Here is a 19,641-nt window from a genome sequence, read left to right on the forward strand (position 1 = left end):
TATCTGTTTCAGCATTTTGATCACCTGTTTGGTTATATCCTGATTTTTGCGGCTTTTGACGCCATCTGTCTTATCCTTCCGGACTCTTTCTTCAGCTTTATAACATCATTGTGATTCTCCTCTACGAATAAGGATTTTATTCTCTTGATCACTGGTTTTACTGGCTTCCGGGCTTCTTGCTTCTCGGACTTTGTCCTCTCAGTCTCCGGATGCTGTGGCTCTGGCTCGACTTTTTTCTCTATTGTCTTCTCTGGCCTGATTGCTTTCGGATTCTCAGGCTCGATGGGCATGCTTAGCTTCTCATGGTATCTCTTCATCTCTGTTTCCTTCTCTCTGGCCTTATCTTCCTGTCTCTCGAGTTCTTTTTTCTCTGCTGTATGGGACGAGCCTGCTGATGTGAGCTTCTCTATTATCCTCTCGAATTCTTTTACTAGGTCCTGCAGCTCTTCCTTGGTCACGGATCCCCCGCTGTATCTTTTCTGTGTGAGCGCTCCGGAGAATTCTGTCACGCTCCTGTAGAATACCTCGCCCATCCCCTTTGATTTTTTCTGGACAATGCCGGGTATCTCTTCTATTGTGTATTCATGCGGCAGAGCATAGTATTCAGAGAAGAATCTCTTGACTATCTGATTGAGTTCTTCGAGCATGTTCTGCGTGTGCAGGTGCTCTGCCTTGTCTATCATTATCTCGCCGAGTATTTTCCTTTTCGCCTGCTTCTGCTGCTTCTGACGATTCTGACGATTCTGACGATTTTTTGGAGGGGCTTTTTTCATTTTTTCCTGCCTCCGTATCTCCTGTAGATGAAATATCCGGCAATTGATGTGAGCCCTACCAGCATGAATCCGAACATGAACAGGAGTGAGTTTCCTATAGCATTGAGTATCCTGGGGTTCTGGACCTCTTTCTCAGGTGGCTCAAGCAGGTAGTTGCACACTGTACGCACCTGTTCGAGCATCTTGTCTGCCTCTTCATAGTTCCCAAGATCTATCTGTTCCTCGGCTCGTTCAAGGACTTCGTTGAGTTCCAGGCATTTGGGATTCCTTTGGAGCAGGTCTCTTGTGAAAGCGACTTTTGTATTGACAGCTGTCCTGTTGCCTTCTGCCTTCTCGAGGGAGTTTATGTATATCTTTGCACTGTCTGAGAATGCGGGGCTGGTCACATTTGCCCTTATGATTATCTCATATGTCCCGAAGATCTTGTATGACTCTATGTACATCTCGGTATATTCCTGCTCGTTGACTCCTATCTCGTCGAAGTATGGCTCGCTGAAATATGCTTTTATATCGGGATTCTCTGCCTCAAATGTCAGGTTCACTCCCCTGAATGTCTGGTTGCCGTTGTTCTTGATGTATATTGGTGTCATGAATGTGTTGTTCTTGTACATGGTTATGTTGCCCGGATAAAGTATTTTTATTGGCGTGAATACCCGCACCTCTTCCCTCTTGAGGCTTGTCCTTGTCACTGTCCTTGTGATTGTCTCTGTCTGGGTCTGGGTCTCATCCTCTACTGGATTGTAGATTATTGTTATGTTGTTGCTCCATGCGGTCGCATTCCCGTCTGATGCTGTGAAATAAACTGTCTCGACACCGGACCAGTCTGCCTCTGGGAAGATTGAGACCTTGTTGTTTGAGGTGTTTATCAGTATCTCAAGGTGGACTGCTCCTGACACATTGTAGTGCAGCTCTGTGTTCCCGTCTGCATCATAGAAGAAGTCATCGAGGTCTATCCATGGGTCGACTATCACATCCTCGTCTCTCGTGAGGTTGCTTATGACGTAATTGACTGTTGCATTGGCTAGTGATGGGCTCTCTCCTGATTCATTTGATCTGAACAGTAACCGGTATTGGAAGAACTGGTAGCTTGGGCTGTCTATTGCATTGCTTGTCGCATTTCCCGGGTCAGACCAGTCTGTGAAATCTGTTGTCTCGTATTGTGAGCTCCTTGTCTGGAATGTTATGTTTGTGCCGTTCGGCTCTGAGGATCCCAGATCCATGATCGAGAACCTGAAGTTTCCGTCATCCTCTACCATGTCGATGATCTCTGATGTGTAGAGCCCGCTCAGGTATGGCGGAGGTGGGTCTGCAAGTTTCATTCTGCCTGATTGGAATGTGAGGTTGATGAATGTCCCGTTCTGGAATGATCCTTCTGATAGGTATTCCTTTTTTCCGAATACAGGTGCCCTGTTCACATTCAATACCTCTATATGCCACCAGAAGCTTGTGTTCTCACCCCACCTGTCAGTTATTGTCACATTGAGTGTATGGTTCCCTTGGGCAAAGTACCCTGGATAGTAATCATACTCTGTGCCATTTATCTGCTTGCTCTTTCTATCCATTGTCCAGTTATAGCTCAAGGAATCATTGTATGGCAGGTCTGGATCAGTCGCATTTATTATGAAAGTCCAGGTGTCTGTCTCCAGTATTGTGAGGTTTGTCTCATTTGTCCAGTATGTTCCGTTTGTCGCATTCCACCATAATATCTCAGGAGGATCATTGTAGAACAGGACTTCGAATCTTAATGTAGTGGTATTTGTTGAATTCCCGTCTGTTACAGATATGTTGACTGTGTGGTTGCCCACTTGTGTTATGTTTGGCGTGAAATTTATCAGCGCCTGCCTGAGCGTGAGGTTGTATATGCTGATGTTGAACAGGTTTGTCTCATTTATGAAAACATTTGAGAAGTTCAGCGTATCATTCTCCTCGTCTGTCGCATTGAGCACCAGGAAGAAATTGAACCCTTCATACACTGAATCCCATTCAGGATATGAATCGATTGGCGGGTCGAAATAGGGGGTATCATTGACTGCACTGATGTTCAAGGTGAAGTTTGTTGAGTTCCAGAGCTCTCCATCTGTCACATTGAGATAGATTGAATAGAGGCCGACTAGCTCCCATCCAGGCGTGAACGATATCAGTCCTGTTGTCTCGTTTATGGTGAATATGCTTGCATTGCTGTAATAATACAGGTCGTCATTGTCGAAATCATCCGCATCTATGTCATATTCGCACAGGCTGTCCTCTGAGCAGTTCATCATGCCCGGCACATTTGTGAAATAAGGGGCGTGGTTGTCTGTCACATTAACCAGCACAATCACCTCATCATTGAAGCGCAGGGAATCATTGACGCTTATCCTGACATATTCCCAGCCAGTATGGTCTGGTGTGAAGTTGATGAGGCCGGTCGCATATCCTGTGCCTGCCCCGGTTATGTCTGTTATGTTGAAGTATGTGCTGTTCTCGTAGAATGTTTCTATGTCTAGGTCTGTATCAGAAGCGTTTATGCGGATCGTGTATGTCTTGTTCACTCTTGTTATTATGGGATCAGGTATCGGCCCCAGCACAGGCGGATCATTCTGGTCTGTTATGTTAAGCAGATATGTGCTGCTGTTCACTGCTCCGTGCGAATCATTGACATATATTCTGATTGTATTGAGCCCCACATGGATCTGGCTGGGTGTGAAGCTGAATGTCGCATAGGCGAATGAAGAGTTGACATTGACCTGATTGACGCTGAAATAGCTGAAGTTGCTGTAGAATGTCATGCTGTCATTGTCGAGGTCTGTCGCATTGACATAGAGGGAATAAAGCGATTTTTCAGGTACTATTTCATCTGGTATCGGGTAAGGTCTCAGTATTGGTATATTGTTGGCCATTATCTCTAGGTTGAAGCTGATTGTGCTGTTCACTTTGTTGTCATCGACCCATATCCTGACAGTATAATTGCCGACTTGGCCGGCTGTGGGTGTGAAGTTTATCAGCCCGCTGGCCGATATGTTGAACAGCCCTGTATGGTTATTGTAGTAGTTCAGCGCAGTATCATCGACATCATAGGCATCTATCTTCAGCAGGAATGGCGCTCCCACAAATGCTGTCTGGTTCGGCACAGGATAAATGTATGGTGCATCATTGACTGGGGTCACGTTCAATGTCACATTATTGCTTTCTGTTGAATTCATGTAGTCTGATGCGTTGAAAGTCAGTATTATGACACCGAAGAAGTCCTGGTCTGGATAGAATGATACTGTATGGTTCCATGCACCTGTTTCTGTGATGTTTACCTGCATGTCTGACCCGGCATAGTTTGCTATGTAAGTCAATGGATAATTGTCTGTGTCATTGTCCTTGAAATAGTCATCAAGGTTGAACACATCTGTCAGGTTTGTGTCTTCTGTCCAGTTGAAGTAGTCAGGGGTTATGTTCTGGTCAAGCCATGGGGGCCTGTTCATGTCTGTGACATTGACTCTCCATGTGTAATTGTCAGAAGCGCCATGGCTATCTGTCACCTTGACTGTGATGTTGTGCACCATTGATGCATTGGGTCCTGCAGAGAGGTAATCTGGTATGTAGGTTGCGTTCAGGCTTGTCGAGTTCAGCACTGTCTCGTTTATCACGCCATCAATATACCATGTGTAGTTGAGTGTGTCCCCTTCATAGGTAAGCATATCGACATCAATAACAGTGATGTTCATGTATAATGGCTCAAGCTCGTCTATCTCTGTCGTGAAATTGTCTGGGTCTGACTCATTGTATGGGCTTACTGAGGTGATGTTTGGTGGATCGTTGATGTTTGTTATGTTGAAACCAATTGTGGCAACTTCACGATCAAATCCTGTCTTATCGCTCACATTTATCGCAATTATTGTCACAGCTTTATACCATATTATCACATCATCATTGTTAGGTGTGAAATTCAAGACCCCTGTATCCTCATTTATGGTTAGTGAAGAGAAAGTGTTATTTTGTATAGCATAAGACACATTGGACTCATCTATGGATACGTTTACGTCATAGCTCCAGGAGACACCTTGTGTGAGATAAAAGACGGTTCCATGGATAGGGGGACTGAATGTGAATGTGGCTGCGATTACGAAGGGTGCGACTATCACAAGTAGCATCGCATACAGTATCCACCTCTTTTCGGCTATCATTCTGGCTGGCCCTCCTCCAGTCTTGTTATCTTCTCATGTGCTGACTTCAGGGATTCATAGGATGCTGTCCTTTCATCCTTGTTCATCTTCTTGTATATGTCGTTTGCCGCTTCGTATGATCTCCTGAGATTCTCCAGCTCTGATACCCCTATCTTCTTTGTCTTGATTGCTGTGTTTATCTTCCTGATCCTGATGTTGAAAGCCTGTATCCCCTTTGAGACTTTCCTGCGTCTTTCAATCTCTCTCAGTTTTTTAAATATTTCTTCTTTATCCTTGAGCGGGGTCTCATATGCCTCATTCTGCTCCTTGGCAGGCACATCCACTGAACTTGTCACTATCTTCCTTATGTTCTCAAAGAATTCCTTGAGCTCCCCGCCATCTGTCTGCTTCTTTCCATAGACCTTGTCATTGAGTTTCAGGATATAATGGGTTATCAGGTCTTTTAGGAGTATGTTGTCTATGTTCCTCCTAGCATCGTCTATCATCTCTTCAAGGGTCGATGAATATTTGGTGTCGAATACCTCTTTCATGAAAACTCTCAGGATATAGGCGAGGGTCTCCAGCTTGTCGACGGCACTCTTCTCTTCCAGCTCTGTCACCCTGACTGCCTGGAGTATGATGAATCCGAAGTCATCTTTCCTCTTTGCTGCCGCTGGGAACCATCTCAGTATATTATAGAGCAGGTCAGGCAGGTACTTGCCGTAGTATTTGTAGAAGAGGTATCCGGCAAGCAGGCACAGCGCCAGTATGATCAGGAGCCACCATAATATGACCCACATTATCATCATGGGCTGCTCATAAAGTCTCTTTGGCGGGCATGGGCCTCCCACATCTATCCCTGTCTCGCCCTGGTTCTGTATGCCGTCATGGCAAGTCGGACATGGAGGGCATGGCCCACCGCAGTCTGTCCTTTCCTCTCCTTGGTTCTTGATTCCATCCCTGCATAATGGGCATGGAGGGCATGGCCCTCCGCAATCGATTCCCTGTTCTGCGCCATTATGGATCCCGTCATTGCAAGTCGGGCATGGAGAGCATGGCCCACCGCAGTCTATGCCTGTCTCGCCATGGTTCTGTATGCCGTCATGGCATGTCGGCTCATAGATGCATTCTCTTGTGAGGTTTGGCTGGAGTATTGGACTTTCGCAGTTGTTTATGTCAGTGCAGACCCTTATCTGTATTCCGCTTGGCAGGCATTCTGACCATGCATTGCAGGTCCAGTTGACAGTGCACCACTTGGAAGGCCTGTCCGGGCTTCCCCCTCCGCCTCCGCCTCCCCCGCCTCCTGGACTGGGGCGTGGATCTGGCATATCCATTACTTTCAGCATCACCTGGTTCGAGTAGACGAACTCTCCGTAGGGGTCTTCTGCCCTGAATGTGACCAGCCTGATGCCGAACCAGTTCGGTTCGGGTGTGAAAGTCAGCACATGGTATTGGTTCATTGATATTGTTATCTTGTCTATGTAGCTCCATGTGTATACCAGCGGGTCCCCGTCAGGATCTGCGAAATAGTCATCTAGGTCGAGCCCTGTCAGCGATGTGTCTTCTTTCCATATCTGGTCTGGTATCGGCTGTATAAGATAAGGTGGGTTATTGAAAATTGATCCGAGCTCGCAGCTGTCCAGGCACCTGTAGACCCCTGAATCATTGAGGTTGCTGCACATGAATATGGACTGCCTTGCTGACGTGGAATCCATATCAGCATCGTCTGTTACTGTCACATCGAATCTGATAACCTCGCTGGTGATGTTTGTGTTGAGTATGTCGCCGATAGGCACTTCTCCGGTGCATGATACCATCTTATTGTCTCCGGTTAGGTTATTCATGGGCACAGTCTCGCTCTTTATGTAGGTCTCATTGAGATGATAGAATTTCACGAGACATCCGGTGCTTGTTGTGAACCCGTTTGAGCTGTTGAAATTTACCCCGATGCCAAGCAGCTGTTCAGATGAGAAGTGCATCCTGTCCGGGTAGTTTGTGTATGCATAGTAAGGGCTTGACTGGTACGGCCCGCGGACGACTGTTATGTTGTATGATCCGCTCGCAGAGTTGCCCACACCGTCATACACGACATAGCTTATGTTCCATGTCCCGTCAGGGAAAGGGTATTCCATTGAGCAGTCATCGACGATATAGACCTCTCCGGAGATGTTTATCTCGCAGTAGTCTATTCCTGTATTGTAGGTCCGGTTGTCCGTCACATTGATCACGATTTCCTGGCTTGCTCCGTAAAGGACTGTGCCTGGAGGAGGTTCTACTGATGTGACAAGCGGCGGCTCGTTTTCTGTGACATAGATCGTTGAGTCCCAATAGGCGACATTGCCCTCCACAGAGACTGTTATCCTTAGCTCATGCAGCCCTATCTCGGTTGCGTTCACTGCTGCAGATAGGTCAAGATCCCCTTCGAACCCGGAGGGGTTTTCTAGCTGGATTGTGTTGTTGTTGACAAGCTTGATGAATCCTGTTGTCGTTCCATACATGTAGGTGTTGTTCTCGTTCGGCTCGCTGTTTATCTGGCTTATCGGGTAGTGGACATGCCCTATCAGGATGAGGACAGTCCCGTTGAATTCTATGTCCATGAACTCAGCTGTGAGGTTATTCCCCAGAGTGACGACCTGGTCATGGGTCACATTGACTCCGACTATTGTGTCAGTTACATTTGTGGGGGTTATGCCAAGGCACACGAGTGCCATGTTGCATTCTGTATCTCCGCAGTCTGATAGCCCGTCGCCGTCATTGTCAAGGCCGTCATTGCAGAACTCGGCCGGCCCGTAATAGCATTCTGCGCAGTCCATGTCATCGCAGTCTGTGAATCCGTCATGGTCATTGTCAAGGCCGTCTGAACAGTCTGTCTCTGTGACACCGCACAGCCTTCCGTCAGGACCCACCTGACCATAGCAGTCTGCATCATCGCAGTCTGCTGCGCCGTCTGCATCATTGTCCGATGAGTCTGCGCATGAGTCGATTGATATGTTCTCTTGATACGGGCATGGATAGCAGACACCGCCTGTGCCATAGCATGTCAGGTCATAGCAGTCAGTGTCCCCGTCACGATCATTGTCGAAATCATCGTCGCATGTCAGCTCAGTCCCATATTCGCACAATGCACCGCTGCTCAGGTCGCCGACTCTTGTGTCGCAGTCTATGTCTCCGCAGTCTATCCCTCCGAACTGGGGACTTGCCGGATGGTCATAATCCAGGTCATTGTCATTGTTGTCATAGCATATGACTTCGTAGAGAGCACAAAGGTAGTCTGATGTCCTGTGCCATCTGTCGCAGTCCCTTTCATAATATGACCCGCTCACATAGCAGTCATATGGGCCGTCTGCGTCGTTGTCGAAGCGGTCATCGCATGTCAGTTCTGTACCGAATTCGCATATCGCATCCAGTGTCAGGTTGCCGACGAGCGTATGGCAGTCGTCATCCAGGCAGTCTGTCCATGCAATCATGCTCGGTGTGCTGTCCTGATAGCTTGTGCTGCTGTCCCATACCCCGAAATATCCGTAGTCATAGTCATTGTTTAGGAGGTCATAGCAGATCTCATCTATCAGGGGACATGACTCGTTGTCCATGAAGCAGTCATTGTCGAAGCAGTCTATGTATCCGTCGCCGTCATTGTCGAATCCGTCGTCGCATGTCAGCTCAGTCCCGTATTCGCATCTAATGCCTTCCAGTATCAGCGCTCCGTCGCAGCCGATGTCGAGGCAGTCAAGCACAGGTATCTCGGCGCATTCGCCTGTTGTCGATAGAAGGCTGTTGAGGTCATTGTCTATGCCATCATTGCAGTATTCGGCATATCCGCTTGAATTTATGTAGTCGCTTTCATTGGCAGGTGCTGAATCTGTCACATTGATTGTCTGGTACAGCCTCACAGTACCGTACCCGTCGTCCATGCTCCTCACGAACTCTATGTCATACCCGCCTCCAGGCGCTTCTGCAGGCATGCCGAACCTTAGCATCTCCCATAAGTGTCCTGTGAATCTGTCATTGTCCGGATTGCCGTCAGGAGTGTATGATTTTGATGTTAATGACATTGTTGTATACAGCTTGGTTGGCAGCTGTCTTGTCTCGGTTGTGCTGTCTGATATCCCGAAATCGGGCGGTAGGTCATTTAGTGCCACCTGCACAAGCTTGCTGTCCACATCGCATTGCTTGAACTTTGCTGTATAATCTGACCCTGGCTTGACTGCTTTTATGTAATAGACTGTCGTAGCTCCCATGTCGAACCAGCAGACATTGTTCATGCATGGGTCGTCGAGCCATATTGCGCTGTCTATGCTCCTGCTGTTCCTGCATTCGTATCTCACTCCTGCGCAGTCAGGATCATCGCAGTCGATGCGCAGGTCTCCGTCATTGTCCACACCATCATCGCATTCATCCTCTACGAGTGCACTAGCCTGCTGTTTTATCGCAAAGTTGACGTCGCTGACCCATGAGCAGTTCAGCTCGTCAAAGTACCATCCGGGATTGTTTGTGTAGCAGGATACTGCATGATCGACATCATCCCACAGCCATGTGTTGCTCCTGTGGATGTGGAAGAACATTGTGTTGTCCATTGTCAGCTGGCTGTTGTTATATGCTGTCGTCGTCACATTGTACTGCCCGTTCTGCACCGTGTTTGGCAGTGAGAGGCCATAGGTCACATTGTAGTATCTTCCATTGCTGTAAGTCGTGACATCTGCCGGGTTGAATGATGGGTCTATATCTGAGAAACCAGAGGTCACATTCAGTGTGCTCTCCTCGAGCTTCACGCTTATTATGGCCTCAGAGTTCTCCTTGTAGAACACCTTGTCCCTGTTCGGCGGCTTGACCCTGAATGTTGTGTTTGCGTAGCCTGTCAGGTTGGCGTGGGTGCAGTATGCATCCAATGTGTGGTTCCCCTCGATGTATCTCCAATGCTGTATGTATTTGTAGAGTGATATCTGCGGTATGTACAGATGTATCAGGCTTTGCTTGGGCATCCAATCCCAGTGTAAAAATCCTCCTGTTACAGCCATCAGGGTGAAGCTTGTGGGGTTGTAGTCTGTCCTGTAAGAGCAGTTTGCTATGATGGGGAATGATATGTCGCCATAGCCTGTTGCATATGTTGTCACATTGAAATATGGTGAGTTGTCCTGCGTCGGGTCCTCTATGGATATGTTGACCTTGAGCGATGCGTTCTCTATTGTGGTATAGTTCCCCTCGAATCCGGCTGTGTCTTCAAATAGGATTGAGCCGTTCGTGAAATCTGTTATCAGACAATCGCTGCAGAACTCGCCGTTTTTCAGTATTATCGGCAATATGGCGCTTATGTTATGCAGTGTGATTTGGGGGTATGACAGTATGCACATGGTGTTGAAGCCATAAGCTCTGATGAAGTTTTTTTCGATGATCAGGTTTGCATCTATGTTCATCTCATCAAGATCCACTTTTGATGGGCCGGAGTAATTGATGTCCCCGTGCTCGTTGCCGATTGTTATGTCTGACAACTGTATCCATGCTGTAAAATTAGAGAGGTTAGTCGTGTAGTTGTTCTTGTAATTCTCCCAGATAGGCTCTATATCCACATTGTTTATTGAGAACAGTCCTCCGAAAACCCCGCTGTCGGCGCATTCTCCCTTGGCTGCTGCCCTCACAAAATAACCGCACATGGAATCCGGCACTGTTGTCGTATCCCATGTCACATTGAAATAATCATCTCCATCAAAGTAATCGGTCCCGAGGGAACCTATGGATGCACCTCTGTAGTCAAAGCTGACTTCAGAGACATTTAAGTTGTAGTCAGTGTAGTTTGCATACACTGATACTGTTATCACCCCTGAATATACTCCTGCTTGAGGATGGAGGTTGGTGAGTGTGGGGACTCCACCTATACATATCCTGACTTTCCCGGCAGCTGTGACCTGCCCGGAGATCTGGTTGTGCAGTGAGTAATTAGAATATCCGATAGTGATGATGTACATGATTACAAGCACAGCTATCACATTATTGGATATCTTCATCTTTCCTCCTTATTTTCTTGTATTTGACCAGAAGATCCCTGAGCGCTTCTCTTGTTATCTCAGATTGGTTTGAGAACATGCCTTCGTCTATCAGTTCCTGTATCTTTTTCTTCAGCTCTTTCCCGATTCTTATGTGGACCAGATCAGACATCTATATCCTTCTTACTGTATGAATCAACATATATCATTTTGATATACAAATAATATCATTTTGATACATTTATTTATAAATGTTATTATAAGATATATAAAAAAGGGTATAAAAAAGATATAGAAAAGATATGGAACTGGGTATATTGGGTCAAGGATGCTCAGAAAAAAGAACAAGAGACAAATACTTACTTGCTTCGCCAGAATGTCATCTTGGCATACCCATGATAATACCCTATCTCTTTGTTGGGTATTCCAATCAGCTGTATTGTCTTCGCCTCATTGGGTTCGAGATGAGGCATTGATGGAATGGCTTCTACCATACCGCTGATGTTCCCAACCACCTTCATCTTGACATCGAGCGGGAAATTATAGGGGTTGATTAGGACGACTTCCCTTATCAGTGTGCTGCCTCCTTTTTGTGCTGAGCCGAAATGCAGGAAATCATCCCCGAGGTTTATGCCAACGCCTTTCTCCACCACTTTGATGTCCATCTCTATGGTCCTTGTCTCGACATGCATGTATGAGAAATAGGCTATGCTTGTCAAGGACACTGTCAATATGATTATGGCAATGAGAGCTATGATGAGTTGTTTTGTTGAGAATCCTGATGTATGTCCGAATTTATGTTTCTTACGCATATTGGCTGATTTTGAGGTTATATTTATATTTTTTATTATTTTTTTATTTGGAGTGTATGATTTTATTTCAGGGATGCTTTGGGGCCTCGAGCTTCTTTGCCTTTTTCTTTTTGTCTGGCTTGGGGGCATCACCTTCGAGTTCATCGAAATCAGGATCATTCCCCCCTGCCTTATGACTGTATCTTCTCATCTCTTTCCTGTCCTGTACCCTGAGTATCAGGAATATCAGCATGATTAGGGTTAGTATCAGCAGCAGGAGGTTTGTTATGTTGAAGTACTGCAGGAACATCGGCCTATGGAGGGTTTTCTCAAGAACTGCGAGAAGGCTGTCCTTCTCTGTTATCCTTTCCCCATAATATGCTCTCAGCTGTATCGGGTATGCGCTTGCATTAACCCCGTTTGCATCGAGGTATGTCGACAGGTTTCCTTTGCCGAACGGCCCGAGCGTTATCGGAGATGTCTTTGCCACCACACCATTGAAGGTCACTTCCCCCCAGACATCTTTGAGCTCTCCGTTCCAGAGGCTCTCTACCTCAAATTCGAATTTGTTTATCATGTCTGAGTATATCTCTTTGGTGTGGTTGTTTATCTTGAGCTGTCTTGTGCCGACAAGATAGGAATCATTGAGATTTTCTGTTATTTCGTTGTAATGGACATCTGCCTCGACTGAATATTTTCCTGGGGGATAACCCCCCATCGGGAACCTCACATCCCAATTATGGCTTTGGAAGGAATTGAGAGAGACTTTTGATGTGTCTGCGGTATGGACAAGCCCGCCTGATGAGTTGTAGAACCTCAGCTCTGCATGCGCATCCTCTATCATTATCTTTCCTTTGTTGGATATTGATACTGTTGTTATCTCAGTCTCATTCTCGCCGATGTCCCTGGCATTGAGTCTGGTCTCTGCCAGCAGGCCAGGATGCAATACATGGAGAGAAAAGAGGAAAGCCAGTGATCCCTTCACTGTCAGAGCTCCTTCGATAGTGTTGCCCTCTGTCACTGACATTTTTATCACATGCTGCCCGAAGTGCTCTGAGTCTTCGAAGAAATTGACTTTTACCTTGAAGGTGAATGTCTCCATGGGTTTGAGTTCAGGTATCGAGGCCGGCTCTGCTGAGAAATATTTATTGAGGTCTGTCTTCCCGCCGCCCCTGTCCTGAAAGGTTATTGAATAGCTTTGGGGTATTTTTTGGTTATTTATGATGGTGTATTCATACTCATGGCTTTTGCCGAGCTCGACATTTAGGTTCCTGTTCAGCAGATCAGAAGTCCCTCTTATGCCGTTTGCTGCTGGGATTATGAGGACTAATATTAAGATTAGGAAAAATATGTTTTTTGCCATTTTAAAAAGTAAGAAAAAAAAGATAATTTATTTCTTGACTGCCTCAAAGATCACATTGACAGAAGCTTCGTTACCTAATGTGGATGCACCGAGAGGCACCAGGACTTTTGCAGATACATTTGCCCATTTTTGAGGGGTGCTTCCAATTGGAAGGGCATTACACCAGCTTACATTCTCCACATTCTTTGGGAATTCCTGGTAAGTGGTAATACCACTGGCACAGTTATGTCCGTCAAGCTTGAACTCCAATGCAGCTTGTGCTGTACAGAATGTATAATTGCCTGATGTTGCATCTTGGCATACAAGTTCTGCAGCTGTTCCTGTCACATTGATGCTGATGTTGACTTCAACGTTACCATCATTCCAGAGTGCAAAGTGATCTCCACTCAGGCATCCCGGCCCATTGAATCCGTTTGCATCAGTTGTGACTGCATCAACAACCTGTGTTCCGGTTGCTGAGTCGCAGGTGATATTATTAATCACCCTAGAGAAATTAGAGTTGACGCCAAAATCTATAAGCAGGTCAGTCGCATTGATTGACAGAACTTGTGTGATGGTTATGTTGACCTTGCCTGTGTAATTGGTCTCGCCTGTTGCGAATCCTGCCAGCATCCCTAACTCTGAGATCCCTCCCATGAGCCAGGCAAAGCTTGCTAGAGAGACCACGATTGCTGCTACTAATAGATATACTAATGTTTTGTTTGAAACTTCACCCATTTTTTAACCTCCTTTTGCCATATTAGTAATTTCCAATGCCACTCTGCCGGTTGTCTGCACAGGTGGTAGATTGCTGCCGGTTATCCCTAATTTCACTTGGCCGACAGGTGTTGTTGTTCCTGCTGGGAACTCTGTCGCTGTCTCTGTAATCCTGCTCCACATTGCCCATGTGGTGAACACTGAAAGACATATTGTCAAAATCAAGAGAACAAGCACTGTCTTCTTTGAGATGTCACCCATTTTTTAACCTCCTTTTTGTTAATCACACAAAAGTGAATATTTGTGGTAGTTTGCCACAATTGGTATAGCTTTTACATACACTAGTTTATATATTTTTCGATTTTGATGAAAACTATTTATAAAATTGCCCACCAGGAGTCAGATTCAGGAAGCATAGCAGCATGCAATAGATTCATGGATGGAAAGATGCTAGTCATATACCATCTCTACTTGCGGGTTATATGATATCTTGTGATTATTTAATGTCTAATATCTCATGATTACATAAAAACATTGAGTTTTCCGCCAAAATGTCTAGGTTCTTATAGGTTCTGATAATATGTATCAATGCCTTCAATGTGGCTTATCTTTGTGTTCTTCTGGAGCCTCTCCCTGAATCTCCTGTCGACTTTCACTCCGAACCTTTCGAGCCCGGTCTTCAGCTTATGGTAGAGCTCTTTGCCTTCCCTGTCCAGGTCTGTGAGGATTATTATGCTGTCAGTGCTCTCGACGATCTGCTCGACAAAAGAGTACAATGGCTTGTTCAGGGAAAAAATTCTGTTCCTTATCCCGATGTTCCTGAGCGCTGCAACATCTTTTTTTCCCTCGACAATCAAAGGCGTCTGCGTCTCATTCACATCGATGATCCATTTGTCAAGAATCTCTTTTTCCAGGATGTCCATGCTGTGGCAGATGAAGGAGCTCTTTTATTGTTTTCCATGTTGTTTTCCATAAACATTAAATACCTCAGATGAATGGTCTGGTCAGGGGGTTTTATGGCAAAAGAGGCTAAATATCTCGATATCCCTCTCTCGACTACCCTGAAGTTCTACAAGAGGGAAGACATCAGGCAGGAGATGCTGAGGAGTTCAAGAAGCAGGGAAGTGGCCATCAAGTATGGCTCAAAAGGCTTCGGCAAGAGGCCTGACATACTTCAGTATCCGAATGATATCCTCGAGGCAGCCAGGCAGGGAGCCACTAGCTTCCATGTCTCTGAGGAGATCTGGAGCAGCCCGCTCCAGCTCCAGCCGAGCATGAAGAAAGCGGATATTGATAAGCTCAGGTCTGGCTGGGATCTTGTGCTGGATATCGACTGCAAGTTCCTTGATTACAGCAGGATTGCAGCAGACCTCCTGGTGAAGGCCTTGTCCCATCATGGCATCTCCAGCATCAGCTGCAAGTTCTCCGGCAATCATGGCTTCCATATCGGTGTCCCTTTCGGATCATTCCCGGATAATGTGCACGGCAGGGAGACTAAGCTGCTTTTCCCGGATGGCGCCCAGCAGATCGCGCTCTATCTCAAGGAGATGATAAGGAAGCCTCTTGCAGAGAGGATTCTTGCTGCGGACAGCATTGACAGTATATCCGAGACAACAGGCATCAGCTTCAGTGATCTCGTCGGGAGATCCTCGGGGAAGCCGGAATTCGACCCTTTCAGGATACTCGACATCGACACAGTTCTCATATCGTCAAGACACCTTTACAGGATGCCCTACTCCATCAATGAGAAGAGCGGCCTCGTCAGCATCCCGATCGATCCGAAGAGGATCCTTGACTTTGATAAGGATTCTGCAAGGCCCGATGTCGTCGAAGTTTCCGGATTCAGGTTCCTCGACAGCGTACATTCGGAGCAGAATGAGACCAAGTCCCTTTTTGTCCAGGCTTTTGACTTCCACGTCAAGGAGACCTTGAAGAGGCAGAAGGAGGTCAGGAAGATGCAACACTTTGCTGATGATCTGAAGATCGCTCTTGACGAGAGCTTCTTCCCGCCGTGCATCCAGAGGATCCATAAGGGTCTTGACGACGGCAAGAAGCGGGCTGTCTTCATCCTGATGAATTATCTCACCAGCATCGGCTGGGATTATGCTAAGATTGAAGCGTACATGCGGGAGTGGAACATGAGGAATCCTGAGCCCTTGAGGGAGAACATCTGGCTTGGCCAGCTGAGATATCATATGTCCAGGAAGAAGAGCATCCTGCCGCCTAACTGCGACAACATGATGTACATGAAAGGCATCGGCGTATGCTTCCCTGATAATCTCTGCCAGAAGATAAAGAATCCTGCACAGTATTCTTTAAGGAAGGCAAGACATCTCAAGCCGAGCAAGCCCAAGAAAGATAAGAAGAAGCCGGCTGAATCAGCTGAATGATTTTTGCTTAGGAAACACAGTCGGGGATAGGATTAAAGGGGTTATTTTCAATATTATAACTAAATAAAATTAAATAAAATGTTTCGATAGATTTATAAAACACATGCTGATTCATCACAAAATCATCAAGCAGTGTTTAAATCCAAAAAAAATTGTTTAAACACATGATTACACCAATCAAAGCCTGAAAAGCAGTTTTTCAGTACAATATTGGTTGAAAAACCTTGTTCTGAAGAAAACCTGCAATAATAGGCCTTTTTATGGCAGATTATGTTCAGCTACATCTCAGGCTCTGATTCAGACTATTCAAGATCAAAGGGTAAAAACTGAAAAATGGCATCGAGCGTAAGACCGAGGAGAGGGAGCATGGGTGTTTGGCCTAGGAAGAGGGCTAAACGTGAATACCAGAGGACAAGGAGCTGGCCGGTTGCAAAGGATGCGAAGCTTCTGGGTTTCGCAGGCTACAAGGTCGGCATGACACATGTTTCTTTTGTGGATCCGAGGAAGAACTCATTGTCAAAAGGCAAGACAGTGAGATGGCCTGTGACTATACTCGAATGCCCGCCATTGAAAGTCCATTCGATAAGATTCTATAAGAAGAAGACATACGGGCTTGCGTGCATCAGGGAGATTGTCGCCAAGACAGACAGGGACTTGGAGAGGAAGCTCCCGAAATCAAAGGATGGCTCCGCTGAGCTGCCGCAGGATGCCTCTGATTATGATGATATAAGGATACTTGCTTACACACAGCCGAGGCTTACTGGGATTGGGAAGAAGAAGCCTGAGGTCTTTGAGATTGCTATCGGCGGATCCGGGGATGACAAGCTGAAATTCGCAAGGGATAAGCTGGGTAAGGAGATCCCCATCGAAGATGTTTTTGCTGACGGCTCTCAGGTCGATATGAAAGCGATCACAAAAGGGAAGGGATTCCAGGGTCCTGTCAAGAGGTTCGGTGTCACAATAAGGAGCCACAAGGCAGAGAAGACAAAGAGAGGCCCTGCCAACGTGGGTGCCTGGGGCATGAAAGGGAAGAGGTCATGGACTGTCCCTCATGCAGGCCAGATGGGCTATCATTCTAGGACAGACTACAACAAGATCCTCCTCAAGATATCAGGCAAGGCTGAGGAGGTCAACAAGCAGGGTGGATTCATAAGATATGGCGTCGTCAGGAACACATATGTGCTTGTGAAGGGCTCTGTGCCTGGTCCGACTAAGAGGCTCATAAGGTTCAACAGGCCGGTCAGGCCGAACAAGAAGCTCGAATATGGGGCCATGGACATATCATCAATATCATTGAAATCAAATCAGGGTAACTGAACATGGAACTGAAGATATTTTCATTGTCGAATGCTGAAGCAGGTAAGATGAAGATGCCCGCGCAGTTTTCAGAGGAAGTGATGCCCAATCTTATCAAGAGGGCTGTGCTCTCTCTGCAGTCAAACGCTAGGCAGCCTTATGGATCTGATCCTATGGCAGGCAAGAGGGCGTCCGCAGAGGTCTCCAGGAGAAGGAGAAAATACAGGGGATCATACGGCCTTGGCATCAGCAGGGTGCCGAGGAAGATCTTTGCCAGGAGAGGCACGAGGATGATCTGGGCTGGAGCGTTTGCGCCGGGGACTGTCTCTGGAAGGCGGGCTCATCCGCCGAAGGCTGAGAAGATCTGGTCCCAGAAGATCAATAAGAAAGAGAACAGGAAAGCCATCCGGTCTGCTATCTCAGCGACTATCGATAGGGTCCTCGTGACACAGAGGGGCCATTTCGCTCCGGATAATTACCCGTTCACAGTCGAATCCAAATTTGAGGATCTGTCAAAGACAAAGGATGTCGTCGAAGCCCTGCAGAAGCTGGGTTTCAGCAGGGAGCTTGAGAGATGCTCTGTCAAGAAGGTCAGGGCTGGCAAGGGCAAGACAAGAGGTAGGAGGTACAGGAAGAAGAAAGGTCCTCTGCTTGTTGTCTCAAAGGACTGCGGGCTCCTGAAATCCGCGAGGAACATCACAGGCGTCGACGTCGTCACTGTCAACAGCCTCAATGCAGAGCTCCTGGCTCCGGGCACGATACCAGGAAGGGTGACCATCTGGACAGATGCTGCTCTGAATAGGATGGAGAAAGAAAGTTTGTTCATGTAAAATGGCTGCCGGCAAATCAGTGAGGAAGGAGAAGATCAGGATCATAAATTATCCGCTCTCGACAGAGAAATCCATAAGGCTTATGGAGTCAGAGAACAAGCTGGTGTTCTCTGTGGCAAAGAAGGCTAAGAAGCCTGAGATAAAGAAGGCTGTCGAGGAGATGTTCAAGGTCAAGGTTGTCAAGATAAACACATTCGTTTCGCCGCAGGGGGAGAAGAAGGCTTATGTCAAGCTTTCGGACGAGACACCTGCCATGGATATTGCGACTCAATTGGGTCTGATGTGAAATGGGAAAGAATCTTATACAGCAGGCAAGGGGGAAAGGGAGCACCACTTACAGGGCTCCGAGCCATAGGTTCAAGGCCAAGCCGGGCTATAAGCAGGTTGCTGAGGATAAGAAGGTGGTCGGGAGGATCATCGATATCCTGCACTGTCCCGCCCACACTGCACCCATGATCCAGATAAGGTATGATGATGCCACAATTACTTATAATATGGCTCCCGAGGGGATCAAGGTCGGTGACACAGTCGAGATTGGCACTGAGACTGTGCTTGCTGCAGGGAACACGATGTCACTGAAATCGATCCCGGAAGGGACGATGATTTTCAATATTGAGTCTCAGCCGGGTGACGGAGGCAAGTTTGTCAGGTCATCAGGCACAGCCGCCAGGATCCTGACCAAGATGGAGAACAAGATAATTGTCGTGCTGCCTTCGAAGAAGAAGAAGGAGTTCCATCCTTTGTGCAAGGCGACTATAGGTGTGGTTGCCGGCGGCGGTAGGCCTGAGAAGCCCTTCATAAAGGCAGGGAATCATTATCATAAGATGAGGGCCAAGAACAAGCTGTATCCGAGGGTCTGCGGGATTTCCCAGAATGCAGTCGACCACCCGTTTGGTGGCAAGCATTCGTCTAAGAAGGGAAGGCCCACTATCGCTCCGAGGTTCGCGCCTCCGGGCAGGAAAGTTGGTAAGCTTAAACCGAGAAGGACTGGTATGAAGAGGTAAAAATGGCAAAGAAAGAATTCATGTATCGCGGAAAGACTCTTGACGAGATGAAGAACCTCAGCAGGGAAGAGCTCCTTGAGATTCTGCCGGCTTCAGCCAGAAGGAAGATGAAGAGGGGCTTCACAGACCAGGAGAAGATACTGCTCAGCAATATCAAGGAGAAGAAATCCAACATCAAGACCCACTGCAGGGACATGGTTATCCTTCCTGAGATGGTCGGGATCATGGTGAAGGTCCACAAGGGCAATGATTATGTGCTTGTCAGCATAAATGAGGAGATGATAGGCCATTGCTTGGGTGAGTTTGCCATGACAAGGAAGAGGGTCACTCACAGTTCGCCTGGTGTAGGTGCCACAAAATCAAGCTCAAATATATCAGTGAAATAAT

15 protein-coding genes are annotated in these 19,641 nt (G+C 46.9%); 6 read left to right on the forward strand and 9 right to left on the reverse strand.

All coding sequences use genetic code 11. The features are described from left to right. Nucleotides 1-32 precede the first annotated feature (32 nt). From JW968_07250 to JW968_07290, 9 genes are all read right to left on the reverse strand, one after another. A complete protein-coding gene (locus JW968_07250) occupies nucleotides 33-773 on the reverse strand; it encodes a hypothetical protein (GenBank protein ID MBN1386733.1) in 741 nt (246 codons plus the stop codon). After that, nucleotides 770-4,927: a tandem-95 repeat protein gene (locus tag JW968_07255; GenBank protein ID MBN1386734.1), complete on the reverse strand. Its 4,158-nt coding sequence runs from the start codon at nucleotides 4,925-4,927 to the stop codon at nucleotides 770-772. Before JW968_07255 ends, JW968_07250 begins: the two co-directional genes overlap by 4 nt. Next, the gene (locus JW968_07260) at nucleotides 4,924-10,905 is read right to left on the reverse strand and encodes a hypothetical protein (protein ID MBN1386735.1); all 5,982 of its coding nucleotides are present in this window, start codon (nucleotides 10,903-10,905) and stop codon (nucleotides 4,924-4,926) included. The genes JW968_07255 and JW968_07260 overlap by 4 nt, the downstream gene beginning before the upstream one ends. Continuing rightward, nucleotides 10,889-11,056, reverse strand: coding sequence for a ribbon-helix-helix protein, CopG family (locus JW968_07265; GenBank protein MBN1386736.1), 168 nt, complete (start codon nucleotides 11,054-11,056; stop codon nucleotides 10,889-10,891). The genes JW968_07260 and JW968_07265 overlap by 17 nt, the downstream gene beginning before the upstream one ends. Nucleotides 11,057-11,243: 187 nt before the next feature. After that, nucleotides 11,244-11,696, reverse strand: a complete 453-nt coding sequence (locus JW968_07270) for a hypothetical protein (GenBank protein ID MBN1386737.1) — start codon at nucleotides 11,694-11,696, stop codon at nucleotides 11,244-11,246. Between the two features lie 67 nt (nucleotides 11,697-11,763). After that, nucleotides 11,764-13,038: a hypothetical protein gene (locus tag JW968_07275; GenBank protein ID MBN1386738.1), complete on the reverse strand. Its 1,275-nt coding sequence runs from the start codon at nucleotides 13,036-13,038 to the stop codon at nucleotides 11,764-11,766. A 27-nt stretch (nucleotides 13,039-13,065) separates the two neighbouring features. Continuing rightward, nucleotides 13,066-13,755, reverse strand: a complete 690-nt coding sequence (locus tag JW968_07280) for a hypothetical protein (protein MBN1386739.1) — start codon at nucleotides 13,753-13,755, stop codon at nucleotides 13,066-13,068. Nucleotides 13,756-13,758: 3 nt separating this feature from the next. Further along, nucleotides 13,759-13,995, reverse strand: a complete 237-nt coding sequence (locus JW968_07285) for a hypothetical protein (protein ID MBN1386740.1) — start codon at nucleotides 13,993-13,995, stop codon at nucleotides 13,759-13,761. A 302-nt stretch (nucleotides 13,996-14,297) separates the two neighbouring features. Next, nucleotides 14,298-14,657: a toprim domain-containing protein gene (locus JW968_07290; protein ID MBN1386741.1), complete on the reverse strand. Its 360-nt coding sequence runs from the start codon at nucleotides 14,655-14,657 to the stop codon at nucleotides 14,298-14,300. Between the two features lie 93 nt (nucleotides 14,658-14,750). Between JW968_07290 and JW968_07295 the strand changes: the two genes are divergently transcribed. The 6 genes from JW968_07295 (at nucleotide 14,751) to JW968_07320 (ending at nucleotide 19,640) form a co-directional block, all read left to right on the forward strand. Further along, nucleotides 14,751-16,124 carry a hypothetical protein gene (locus JW968_07295; protein MBN1386742.1) on the forward strand — a complete coding sequence of 458 codons (1,374 nt, stop codon included), beginning with the start codon at nucleotides 14,751-14,753 and terminating at the stop codon, nucleotides 16,122-16,124. Nucleotides 16,125-16,457: 333 nt separating this feature from the next. Further along, a complete protein-coding gene (locus JW968_07300) occupies nucleotides 16,458-17,441 on the forward strand; it encodes a 50S ribosomal protein L3 (GenBank protein MBN1386743.1) in 984 nt (327 codons plus the stop codon). 2 nt (nucleotides 17,442-17,443) lie between these two features. Then, nucleotides 17,444-18,250, forward strand: coding sequence for a 50S ribosomal protein L4 (locus tag JW968_07305; protein ID MBN1386744.1), 807 nt, complete (start codon nucleotides 17,444-17,446; stop codon nucleotides 18,248-18,250). A 1-nt stretch (nucleotide 18,251) separates the two neighbouring features. Beyond that, nucleotides 18,252-18,536: a 50S ribosomal protein L23 gene (locus JW968_07310; protein ID MBN1386745.1), complete on the forward strand. Its 285-nt coding sequence runs from the start codon at nucleotides 18,252-18,254 to the stop codon at nucleotides 18,534-18,536. Nucleotide 18,537: 1 nt separating this feature from the next. Beyond that, on the forward strand, nucleotides 18,538-19,254 hold the full coding sequence (locus JW968_07315) for a 50S ribosomal protein L2 (protein ID MBN1386746.1): 717 nt from the start codon (nucleotides 18,538-18,540) through the stop codon (nucleotides 19,252-19,254). Between the two features lie 2 nt (nucleotides 19,255-19,256). Next, complete coding sequence (locus tag JW968_07320; protein MBN1386747.1) at nucleotides 19,257-19,640, forward strand: 30S ribosomal protein S19; 384 nt, start codon at nucleotides 19,257-19,259, stop codon at nucleotides 19,638-19,640. Nucleotide 19,641 lies beyond the last annotated feature (1 nt).

The organism is Candidatus Woesearchaeota archaeon (genome assembly GCA_016928155.1).
Taxonomy (GTDB): Archaea; Nanobdellota; Nanobdellia; order Woesearchaeales; family JAFGLG01; genus JAFGLG01.

What these genes read in the sequence shown, in the direction of transcription:
- JW968_07250 (MBN1386733.1), bottom strand. Translation starts at nt 773, where the DNA reads ATGAAAAAAGCCCCTCCAAAAAATCGTCAGAATCGTCAGAATCGTCAG.
- JW968_07255 (MBN1386734.1), bottom strand. Translation starts at nt 4,927, where the DNA reads ATGATAGCCGAAAAGAGGTGGATACTGTATGCGATGCTACTTGTGATA.
- JW968_07260 (MBN1386735.1), bottom strand. Translation starts at nt 10,905, where the DNA reads ATGAAGATATCCAATAATGTGATAGCTGTGCTTGTAATCATGTACATC.
- JW968_07265 (MBN1386736.1), bottom strand. Translation starts at nt 11,056, where the DNA reads ATGTCTGATCTGGTCCACATAAGAATCGGGAAAGAGCTGAAGAAAAAG.
- JW968_07270 (MBN1386737.1), bottom strand. Translation starts at nt 11,696, where the DNA reads ATGCGTAAGAAACATAAATTCGGACATACATCAGGATTCTCAACAAAA.
- JW968_07275 (MBN1386738.1), bottom strand. Translation starts at nt 13,038, where the DNA reads ATGGCAAAAAACATATTTTTCCTAATCTTAATATTAGTCCTCATAATC.
- JW968_07280 (MBN1386739.1), bottom strand. Translation starts at nt 13,755, where the DNA reads ATGGGTGAAGTTTCAAACAAAACATTAGTATATCTATTAGTAGCAGCA.
- JW968_07285 (MBN1386740.1), bottom strand. Translation starts at nt 13,995, where the DNA reads ATGGGTGACATCTCAAAGAAGACAGTGCTTGTTCTCTTGATTTTGACA.
- JW968_07290 (MBN1386741.1), bottom strand. Translation starts at nt 14,657, where the DNA reads ATGGACATCCTGGAAAAAGAGATTCTTGACAAATGGATCATCGATGTG.
- JW968_07295 (MBN1386742.1), top strand. Translation starts at nt 14,751, where the DNA reads ATGGCAAAAGAGGCTAAATATCTCGATATCCCTCTCTCGACTACCCTG.
- JW968_07300 (MBN1386743.1), top strand. Translation starts at nt 16,458, where the DNA reads ATGGCATCGAGCGTAAGACCGAGGAGAGGGAGCATGGGTGTTTGGCCT.
- JW968_07305 (MBN1386744.1), top strand. Translation starts at nt 17,444, where the DNA reads ATGGAACTGAAGATATTTTCATTGTCGAATGCTGAAGCAGGTAAGATG.
- JW968_07310 (MBN1386745.1), top strand. Translation starts at nt 18,252, where the DNA reads ATGGCTGCCGGCAAATCAGTGAGGAAGGAGAAGATCAGGATCATAAAT.
- JW968_07315 (MBN1386746.1), top strand. Translation starts at nt 18,538, where the DNA reads ATGGGAAAGAATCTTATACAGCAGGCAAGGGGGAAAGGGAGCACCACT.
- JW968_07320 (MBN1386747.1), top strand. Translation starts at nt 19,257, where the DNA reads ATGGCAAAGAAAGAATTCATGTATCGCGGAAAGACTCTTGACGAGATG.